This window comes from Nostoc sp. (assembly GCF_036917935.1).
Classification (GTDB): Bacteria; Cyanobacteriota; Cyanobacteriia; order Cyanobacteriales; family Nostocaceae; genus Nostoc.
Window position 1 is genome coordinate 139,273 of sequence record NZ_JBALEL010000062.1, and the last position, 11,003, is coordinate 150,275.

Annotated in this window: 7 protein-coding genes; 1 reads left to right on the forward strand and 6 read right to left on the reverse strand. The window is 41.2% G+C overall.

What is annotated here, in order from left to right; genetic code table 11:
• Positions 1-156: 156 nt before the first annotated feature.
• Positions 157-2,022 carry an ABC transporter ATP-binding protein gene (locus V7K62_RS27255; protein WP_334869669.1) on the forward strand — a complete coding sequence of 622 codons (1,866 nt, stop codon included), beginning with the start codon at positions 157-159 and terminating at the stop codon, positions 2,020-2,022.
• Between the two features lie 155 nt (positions 2,023-2,177).
• Here the strand turns inward: V7K62_RS27255 and V7K62_RS27260 are convergent, their stop codons facing one another.
• From V7K62_RS27260 to V7K62_RS27285, 6 genes are all read right to left on the reverse strand, one after another.
• Positions 2,178-3,980, reverse strand: coding sequence for a PAS domain-containing sensor histidine kinase (locus tag V7K62_RS27260; RefSeq protein WP_334869850.1), 1,803 nt, complete (start codon positions 3,978-3,980; stop codon positions 2,178-2,180).
• Positions 3,981-4,068: 88 nt separating this feature from the next.
• Positions 4,069-6,699, reverse strand: coding sequence for a PAS domain S-box protein (locus V7K62_RS27265; RefSeq protein ID WP_334869671.1), 2,631 nt, complete (start codon positions 6,697-6,699; stop codon positions 4,069-4,071).
• Positions 6,700-6,711: 12 nt separating this feature from the next.
• On the reverse strand, positions 6,712-6,870 hold the full coding sequence (locus V7K62_RS27270) for a hypothetical protein (RefSeq protein WP_334869673.1): 159 nt from the start codon (positions 6,868-6,870) through the stop codon (positions 6,712-6,714).
• 300 nt (positions 6,871-7,170) lie between these two features.
• Positions 7,171-8,295: a response regulator gene (locus tag V7K62_RS27275; protein ID WP_334869675.1), complete on the reverse strand. Its 1,125-nt coding sequence runs from the start codon at positions 8,293-8,295 to the stop codon at positions 7,171-7,173.
• 675 nt (positions 8,296-8,970) lie between these two features.
• A complete protein-coding gene (locus tag V7K62_RS27280; protein ID WP_334869677.1) occupies positions 8,971-9,099 on the reverse strand; it encodes a hypothetical protein in 129 nt (42 codons plus the stop codon).
• Between the two features lie 764 nt (positions 9,100-9,863).
• Positions 9,864-10,355, reverse strand: a complete 492-nt coding sequence (locus tag V7K62_RS27285) for a hypothetical protein (RefSeq protein WP_334869679.1) — start codon at positions 10,353-10,355, stop codon at positions 9,864-9,866.
• Positions 10,356-11,003: the final 648 nt, after the last annotated feature.

The following is an 11,003-nucleotide window of genomic DNA, read 5'->3' on the forward strand; positions in this document are numbered from 1 at the left end:
CCTAAATCACGAGCAGTGATACATCGCAAATGCGTGTATATTGTGGAAGTATGTGAAAAACTGCCAAAGAGTGTAAAAACCAAATTTACCAACACATACCATCAAAACTATTGTTAAAATCCAAATAATTTAAGTTATAATACCTACCCAACTCCTATGAGAGAAACTGTCCTAGAGGTTCGCAATCTCCAAGTTGAATTTCCCGGTGATGGCAACATTAACAGAGCTTTGGATGGTATTTCCTTTGCGCTGCATCGAGGCGAGACTCTAGGAATAGTAGGAGAGTCGGGAAGTGGTAAATCAGTGACAGCCCTTGCTGTGATGGGTTTGTTGCAAACTCCGGGTATAGTTACTGGCGGTGAAATCTGGTTTCGTCCGCAGGAGAATGCTAACGCCATCGATTTGGTAAAATTGCCTTCTGAGCAAATGCAGCTACATCGGGGTGGCGATATTGCCATGATTTTTCAAGAACCGATGAGTTCCCTCAATCCGGTTTATAACATCGGGTTTCAGCTAATAGAAGCGATTATGCGGCATCAAAATGTGTCAGCAGCCCAAGCCCGACAAATTGCGATCGCAGGTCTGCAAGAAGTTAAACTTTTACCTAGCGATGAGGAGATCCAACAGCAGTATACCGAAACCTCATCGAAACTAGATCCATCAAAGTTACCACAGTTGGTTAAACAAAACAAAGAAGCGATGCTGGAACGCTACCCTCATCAACTTTCTGGGGGTCAGTTGCAACGGGTGATGATTGCAATGGCAATTTCTTGCAACCCATTAATCTTAATTGCCGATGAACCAACCACAGCCTTAGATGTGACGGTGCAAGCAACAATTTTGGAGTTAATCCGAGAATTGCAACAAAGCCGTGACATGGCAATGATTTTCATCACCCACGACTTGGGGCTAATTTCGGAAATTGCTGACGAAGTAGCGGTGATGTATAGAGGTAAAGTTGTCGAATCTGGTGCTTCTGAGGAAATTTTCAGCAGTCCCCAGCATCCATATACTAAAGGTTTGATCGCTTGCCGCCCCTCACTTGACCGCCGTCCTCAAAAATTACTCACCGTTTCCGACTACATGAGTGCAGAAGAGACACCAACGGGACAAGTAGTAATTCAAGCGAAAGAACCCGCACAACCTACAGAAATCACTACTGAAGAGATTACTGCAAGATTGGCAAACTTTAATGAATTGGAACCCCTGCTGCAAATCCGCAATCTGAAAGTTGGTTTTCCGGTGCGGGGGGTGTTTGGTGGTACAAAACGCTACAATATGGCAGTTAATGGCGTTTCTTTTGATGTCAAACCAGGGGAAACACTCGGTTTGGTGGGAGAATCTGGTTGCGGCAAAACCACCCTTGGCAGAACCTTGCTGCGATTAATTGAACCGATGAGTGGTCAGATTATCTTTGAGAAACAAGATATTACTAGCCTCAAAGGAGAAGCGTTGCAAAAACTGCGGCGGGAAATGCAAATAGTCTTCCAAAATCCTTTCAGTTCCCTTGACCCCCGGATGAAGGTTGGGGACGCGGTGATGGAACCTTTGGTAATTCACGCCGTTGGCAAAAGCAAGCAACAACGACGCCAGCGAGTAGTGGAACTTTTAGAACGGGTGGGGTTGAGTGCAGATGCCGTTAACCGCTATCCGCATCAGTTTTCTGGTGGTCAACGCCAACGGATTTGCATAGCCCGTTCTTTGGCGTTAAACCCTAAATTTATTATCTGTGATGAATCAGTTTCAGCGCTGGATGTTTCAGTACAGGCGCAGGTATTAAATCTTCTCAAAGAATTACAGTCAGACTTTCAGCTTACTTATATTTTTATTTCTCACGATTTAAGTGTAGTGAAATTTATGAGCGATCGCATTTTAGTGATGAATCGCGGTCAAATTGTTGAAGAAGGGACAGCCGAAAGTATTTACCAAGAACCCAAACAGGAATACACGCAAAAATTAATTGCGGCGATTCCTACTGGTAGTCCTGAACGGGTGCGAAGTCGTCATCTGAGGGCTTTATAAAAAGAGTGATTCGTCATACACCCGGCAAGCAACTGGCGTGTGGGGTGCAATGACTGTGGGAACGTAACTAATTACCCGGACATTACATATAGCTGTAGTCAGATATGTTAGGACAGTGTTGATTGCTCAAAGCCTTGAAATAACTGGGCTTATACTCAGCACTTTGCTATAACTGGCAATGTAAACCAAAATGTTGCACCTGCATCCAATGCACTGTTCACACCAATTTCGCCGCCATGAGCATGGATCATTTGCTTACATAGATACAACCCTAATCCCAAACCTACAGAATTGCCGATACTTGTACCCCGAAAGTAAAGGTCAAAAAGCCGATCGCTTTGTTGTTGACTAATTCCCACGCCATTATCACTAACAGTACAATAAATCATGTCATCCTTACGGGTAGCATTGATTGTCAAAAGCAATTCTGGGGGATTATGTTTCAGAGCGTTGACGATTAAGTTAGAAAAAACTCGCCATAGTTGCGTTGGATCAGCATTCACTAATGGCAAATCTGCGGATACCAGATTTGTCAAAGTTGCTTGATTTTGTGTCAGCAATGGCTCTAAATCAGCGATCGCAGCTTCGACAACTGTCAGTAATTGTACGGCTTGACGCTGTAAAATAACACCTTGTAATTCGCTGAGATGAGCTTCCATCAACGAATTAATTAAGTTCAGTTGGCGATCGCTACTTTGAATCATCCGCTCTAAAATTGACCGTGAAACAGGGATTAGGGATTGGGAAGAGACTTCTTCAATAATTCCCCCTTGTCCTTGATTCCCAGTCCCCGATCCCCCGCTATTGAGCAAATTCTTCAGCACCATTAAAGTACCCAGCACTGGGTTGCGTAAGTCGTGGGAAACTGCATGGAAAAATACTCGTAGTTCTTCTTCAGTTTGCTTGCGCTGGGTAATGTCTTCAATCAAACCTTCGTAGTAAAGCAGTTTAAGATGTTCGTCACGGACTGCGTAGGCTTTTTCTGAAATCCAGACAATACTCCCGTCTTGGCGATAAATTTGCGACTCGAACTCGGAAACGCTGCCATACTTTTCCATCAGGCGTACAAATTCTGCCCGACGGTTCGGATCAACGTACAATTGTTGAATATCAGTGAAATTTGCTGTCATCTCCGGCGCTAAGGAGTAGCCATAAATCCTGGCTAAAGCAGGATTTGCCGTAATGTAACGTCCATCGGGACTGCTTTGAAAAATCCCTTCAACGGCGTTTTCAAAAATGCTGCGATATTTAGCTTCTGCAACCTTGAGTTTTTGGTAGGCAGATTCCAGTTCTTGACGGGCGTAAAATTCAGAACATTGCAGGCGATCGTACAGATAAACACCGATATCACATATAGTACAAAACCAAAAAATGTATAAAATGAACGTTACATTATATATTTCTGGGTGTTCGGGGATTGGTGTTTTTAGCCCAAGTGCCGTATTTACACCAAAATAGTAAATCAGCACACTCACTTGAGTCAGCAAGTGAAGAATCCAACAGACGGGCATCAACACAGCTTGGCTCAAGAACAGCAGCGACCATCCGACGGTATCGGGTAGTGCGAAACCTCTGATAGTTGCAAACAACTGCGACGCTAAACTAATTGACCAAGAAGACCCCAAAAATAATAAATCTGGACGATGACGACCTAATTTAGTTTTATGTAAGGCAAAGCAAATAATTATACTTGCAAGCATTGAAACATTAATTACCAGGCGCTGAGTTCTAAGTACTTCTGGCAGCTGCTGCAACTCTGCAAAAGGAAAAAACAGGCCATAAATGTCTCGCAAAGTAAAAGACAACAGACAGATCAATGCCAGCCATAACCATAAACGTAATCTCTGCCACAAAAAACGGTTACGCCAAGCTCTGTAAAGAGTAGTGATTTCATTTGTTGTTGGTGTAGAAAAGGTTTTTCTCCACCAGCTTTGCACTGTTGTAAATGGAGTAGTCATTAGCATCCGAGCAACTTTGCCCATACCGTCGAGGGTGTTTCCTTTACTCAACATTGCTATCTATAACACCCTCTCATTTTTTGGTGATTTATGGGCGATTTGTTGCGGATGGAGTTGCCAAAGGTAATGTAAACCAGAAAGTTAACCCGCGCTTGCGGTGACTAATAACACCGATTTCGCCGCCATGCGCCTTAATAACTTTCCGACAAAGATACATTTTTAAGCCAATGCTTGTAGAACAACAGTCTTGGGGATCGCGGACATGGAGATCGAAGAGGCGATCGCACTCTACTTTACTCATTACCACACCGTCATCTAGAATCTGAGTGCGAATCATTCCCGCCTCAACGCTGGCACTCAGGGTAAAATTTAATCCTGGTGGATTATTTTGCAAGCGATGTGTGATTAAATTCGCCAAAACTTTCTGCAATCGCATCCCATCTGCTATTACTAACGGTAAGTCTGCGGGAAGCGAGTTCTTCAGAGTCGCTTGATTTTGTGTCAGTATGGGTTCCAACTGGGCAAATGTTCCTGCCAGTAGGGTGCTAAATTGTACAGGTTCGAGTTTGATCTCAATACCCTGTTTTTCACAGGAATTAATTTCTAGCAATGAGTTAATCATCGTCAATTGGCGATCGTTGCCCTGAATCATCCGCTCGATGATTGAGCGAGATATTGAAATTGGGGATTGGGAAGAGGCAGAGGGATAGGGAGCAGGGAGCTGAGGGGAAAGAGGGGAAAGAGGTAATTTTTTATTCTCCCCCTTGCCCCCTGCCCCCTGCTCCCCTGCTTCCCCAGTCCCCAGCCCCTGATTTAACAAATTCTTTAACACCATCAAGTTACCCATCACCGAAGTTCGTAAATCGTGGGCAACTGTGTGCAAAACAACATCTTTGACACGATGCAATTTTTCAACTTCTTGCATTTTCTGCTGCAACTGTGCTGTCCGTTCTTGTACTTGCTGTTCTAAATTAGTGTTGAGTTCTGCTAGCTTTTGGCATATCTGGCTTTGCTGAATCGCGATCGCTACCTGTTCTGACATTTGCTGTAACAAATCAATTTCTATTGGTTGCCAATCACGTGGCCCGGAACATTGATTAGCAATTAACGCACCAAATAATTCATTATTTAGCATAATTGGTACAGCCAAAGTCGCTCTCGTTTGGAATTTTTGAAAGTGCGCTTTTACTTTGGGAGAGAATGTTACTTGGGTTATATCTTCAATGACACCCACAACATTATCTTTGAGTAAGTTTCTTAATTCTTGGAGATAAGCTTCATCGTTAGTAGACCAACCTGAGATTGATGGATACTTGGGATCTACTGATTCAGCAAGAGTTTTGACGGTATTATTTAAACCAATGAAAACCCGATCTGCTTGCAGAAATTGCCTAACTTCCGTCACGGTGGTTTGAAGAATTTGCTCTAAATTAAGCGAAGACCGAATTCGCACTAGGGTTTCTGCCAACAAGCGATCGCGTTGGGCACAAAGGCGTAATTGCGCTTCTACCTGTTTGCGTTCTGTAATGTCGTGATGCACTGCTAAAATGGCAGGAATACCATTCAAATCAATGACTTCGGCTGAAAGCAGCGTGGTAATTATCTCACCAGATTTTTGCCGAAAATCAATTTCTAAGTTACGAGCGACTCCCGTGCTTTGCAACTCTTGCACTAAGTTTAGGCGATCGCGATCGTCTACCCAAAGATTTAACTCAAAAGAAGTTTTACCAATTGCCTGATCTCGCCCATAACCTGAAAGATTCACAAAACTGTCGTTAACTTCGATAAAGCGTCCTTCTTGTAGCGTGCTAATGGTAATTGAATCGGGGCTGCAACTAAAAGCTTTAGCAAATTTTTGGGCAAGATTTTGTAAGGCGACTTCTCCTTGTTTACGATCTGTGATGTCTCGGACAATTGCTAGTACCTCATCTGCGCCACTCACTACCAACCGTGCCTCATAATCTCTAACTCCCAAAGGCGTTGGTAATTGATATTCACAAGTTTGCAAAATTCCCGAATCTAAAGTTTTAGCGATCGCTACTTGGCTAATGGCCGCAACATCACTCGGCAATAACTCTTGCAAATTTCTTCCCACTATTTCTTCTCTCGAAAGAGTGATATTTGCTCCCTCACTTTTCAAATCTAGATACTCGCCATCGCAGCTGATGCGAAACATCAAATCGGGGATAGCATCCAAAATTGCTTTATACCGTGCCTCACTCTCTTGCAATTTTTCTTGGGCTTGTTTTCGGTCTGTAATATCCATAACCAAGCCATGCCAAAGAAAATCGCCATCTTCTTGTAATTCGGGTTGCGAAGTACCTTGAATCCACTTAAGTTTGCCACTAGGCGTAACAATCCGACCTTCCCAATGCCAAGGTGTAAGAGTATTGCGACAAACAGCAATAGATTCTGTAAAAGCTTTTATATCCTGTGGATGAATCAGTTTGTATAACACCTGAAAGTCTGCCTGTACAGCTTCTGGTTCTAATTCATACAAATATTTACAACCAGAACTAATATAAGGGATAAATACAGAACCATCCTGCCGTTGCAGAATTTGGAAAATCATCCCCGGTAAATTGGCAGCAACTGTTTCCAACAGAGGGATCTTCTCTGGTGGAAAATCTGGTTTATGCGGTGATTTTACAATTTCATCCACTCTTAGACCCTTTGATATATAAGCAATTGGCATAATATTCAAGGTAATCATAGCCATTGTAAAAGTTTTTTAGCTGTCGGGGCGACGCCGATAGCGAAGCGGTAGCGAGTCATCGAGCGTCATAGCCCGTCGTAGACATCGCACTCCAGCAAAAAAAAGTGGCTCTACTTTCAGAGTAGTTCTGGATGCTGCGATCGCATTCACCCAATCGGGTGAACCATTTGTCAAAAAGCGAATCAGTTCAGGAGTACTGATTCACTTTCAGGCAAAGGTTTCAATCCTTTTTTGAACACTAAGTACAGTTTTGCATAAATTCGTAGCTTTTTTAAAGGCAGAGCAGAGCAATGCCAAGAGAATGTAAAGATGTCGCAGTGCTACATTTCTCCAAGGGTTATGGATAACAATTAATTAATTTCAATTCAATCAGACAATATTCTAGAATTATAATAGTAACGATCCAGATAATACTCAACCTGAAACTCCAAAAGAATAGGTTGCCTAAGTGGAGTTATTTTTTATATTAGGAAATTAAACAATATGTTGAAAAATGACTTTTAGTAAATCTCCTTGTGTAAAAGGCTTAGTTAAATAGCCCGATGCTCTGACCATCTTAGCTTTAGCTCTCTCTAGAAATCCTACTTTTTCTGACACCATAATCACAGGTGTATTTTTAAAATATGAGTGTTTACGCAGCAAAGAGCAGAGTTCATATCCATCTAAATTAGGCATCGAAATATCCAAGAAAATTATGTTGGGTTTTATGCGGATAATCTGCATTAAAGCTTTTAAAGAATCAGTGACTCCGATAACAGAAAAGGTTTGCTCATCTAAATAACTTTTAATAGCATTCAATACCGTAGGACTATCATCAATGCAAAAAATTGTGTAGATTTGTTTGTCAGCAGGTGGTTGGATGATTTGCTGACCCCTGTGTTCATTAGTATTAATAGAGGAAGCAGCTGGTTTATAGCCGTTTATTTTAGGCAACTTTGGCGTAGTTTTGGCTTTAGGTTGTAGCTCATTTATTTGGAAAAATTGTGAAGGATGCGATTGATAACTTGGCGATGTTTGACGATAAGCCGCTTGTCTACGTTCGCGCAGCGTGTCACAGACAGAGCCTTGGCCAACGCTTCGGGGTGCTTGACATTGTTCAACTAATAAACGGAGATTTAGATAACAAAACTTTGGCATATCATCCAGAAAGCTCTCAGGAATAAATTCATAACTCCCCTCTTCTAAGTTCAGAAATGACTCCAGAACTTCTAGCGCCAATTGCTCTATCAACATTGCTGCTTGAGAGGGACTGATATATTTCTGATTGACTAACCAGCAAATAGCCAGATAATCTGGATTTGGTATTGCTTGATTTTCAATACCAGTTTCAAATATCGCCCGCAACTGGTCTTTGATGCCGTGAGGGAGAGTAGAAATTTCCTGACTCAGGCATTGCAAATTTCTATAAAGCGGCTCAAACATTTTCTCTGAGTAGCAGGCATAAATTAGTTTACCCTCGTCCACATATATTGACCAAGAGCCTGATGTGCTAAACACCTGCAAACAACCAGTAACCGACTTCCCGGTGATTTTTTTCAACAAAGATAGGGGCTGGAGCTTTTGGAAAAATCTGTATCTACTAATCGGAAGTGTCTTCATTGGGATAGCTCTGGAATAAAATTAACATTTGCAGGCAAAATTAGTGAATTACCTTGTCGGAATTCACCGTGACTTTCTTGGAAGCACTGTCAGATAAATATAGCGGTCACAATTGAGTTAGTACAGAGATTCCACACCCCCCAACTCTTAATTAACCAATCTCTGTTAAGCTATAATCCACGAGTTACAACTAAACCAATTCATGCTACTGACCAATAGCAAAATTGCCCGACTAGTTGTCAGGATATAGTATTTCAAAAATTAGATTGGTTTTCTGTATCTTTAGCTAATCTAGCCAATCTAACAGTAACTCAAGTGCCACACAAACACCATTGGCTCTCGCCCATCAGTCACAAAAGTATCATTGCTATCCGTATTTGGTAGCCTAAAATTCTAGATACTTTCGTTCTCTTGCAAAAGTTTTTTTCCCCCTAATGCTAAAGTCTGGAGCGGCAACAATCTACTGTACTGTAGACGAAAATAGCTCACTATCAAGGCTTTTAGGCATTAAGTCCGCGCTGACAACGTATGTTTTGTAGCCGTGACGCAAGTCGTCGGGTACTTTTCCAAGAAGTTTATTCTTGAGGGGAACTTCACAAAAGAAAAAGTATTATTAAAAACTAAGCATTTCAAAAGTTCAATGTCTTACTTAAGTTTGTGATTGTAGAGTAACCCTTAGTGTGGGGATTCGGCAAAATTATCACTTGCACAACAAGAATGGTAAACCTCCGGCCAAGGATGAGTTTGCTGATAATTGTCGCCATGATGGTGTGTGGTGAGATGCACAGGCGACCAAATCAGCACAAGGGAATCTCTTCATAAGTACTGGAAACGGGTTCTAATGTTGTGTGGGACTAAATAGTCACCCTGCACAATTTGGAGTGACAAATTCAAGAACTTACAGCGAAATTCCTGATTAGTAGTACATACCTGCAAAATAGCTATTTTCAGCTAGATGGTAGATAACAAGTAACGTACTCACTAAAACTTAGGTTACTATAATTTTCAAAAAAAGTTAGCAGAAATATATAAACTTCATGATAAATCAGTAAAGTAAACATGAAAACTAATTGATATCATCTTCCAGACAATTGTCATAAATATTTATTTGTTCGGATGTCCGGGAAAGCTGAAAATGTTCAGTAAAAGATAATTATGTCTGCTTATTAAATTACACTTGTAGAAAATGAATCATTTTCTGATAGCAATTTACCCGAAAAATCCCAAGTTTTAAAAGTCACAAATATCAATCCCAAATTGTATGCATAGAGGATGTTTTAAAAGTCCTCCAGTCGGTAGCAAAACATTTTAGATCCCCCTAAATCCCCCGATAAATTGGGGGACTTTTAGAGACTTTCCCCCCAATTTATCGGGGGGTTGGGGGGATCAACAAGTGCCTAAAATTACAGCCGACCACTTTTAAAACATCCTCATAGGCGTAGCCCGTTGTAGATATCGCATTCATTAACCCATAAGATATATGTAGCAAAAAGACGCAAATAGATTATTTGCGTCTTTGGCCTGAGATTTAAAAGTGGACATTCTCACCGTTATACTTCTCCATCTACTTAAACTTGCTCCCGCCAGTACCAGCTTAAAAGTGTGCCACATGCCAGTAGCTTAACTACTTCCAATAGCCAATAACTACCGTGTAATAAATTCATTGTGGATGGAATAGCAGCAGCAGCTTCAAATAGGTTGAGTTGAACTCCGATGGCGCACATCTGCGGAGTTAAGAAATAGGTGTCAAGCATAGCTATGGTTAGCAGCAATGCTGATAAAAGAATACTGCCAATACGCCAGTGATATTGGGTTTTGCTCAAAGCTAATGCCCCAGTCAATACAACAGCAGCTGATAATAATTCCATCCGATTGAAATTCCAAAAAATCGTATAACCTGCTGTAGTAAAACCAGCTTGGCTCATCATTCCAGAAAGATAAAGGCTAGGCATAATTACCCAGTCTAAAACTAAACTAGCACTGAGCCAAAAGCCCAAGGTCAATACGATCGCGGTTTGCCAAATTGGTCGTTTGAATTCCAGGTTAGAAATAGCAGTCATAAAATAATTGCGTGTGTTGTATTTCTTAGTTTGTAACTTCACCAGCAGTTTGACAACTAATATCAACTAACCTTTACAAAGCGATCGCTATTAATTATGAACTAAATCCCAAGATTTTTTAACCTAGGTTGAGAAATATTAAGATTATTTAAAAAGTAATTTCAATAAATTTTGCCTGTTAAAAATACTCAATTTTTATATCGAAAGTCCCTAAGCGATCGCACTCGCAAATTCCCCCGTTTACCACCGCCAGAATTACAGCTATCCACTACAACATTAACGTTGTCTGTTTTCAACGCAGACATCATATAAACATGTGTTCCATAATGTCTTAGACTGTACCACCTGCGATCGCATATCTTGGCAGTAGTTCGCTATCTATGGGAATTAATATACTGCAATCTTCTACCCGTGAACCATGCCCGCAAAAGTGAAACATTGCATCTGGGTGCATCTAGAACCGACAAAAGCGACGGATTTCGGGCAACACATAATTAAATTCACCAGATGTCTCTATAGATATAGCTGCGGCATAAGATATCTTGCCGTATAAAATATCTATCTTTAGGCATATTTTTTTGTAACTACCTGCTTATCCAGTACACTTCGTATGGTGGATTGACTTAAATATATTTACAGATGTTATGA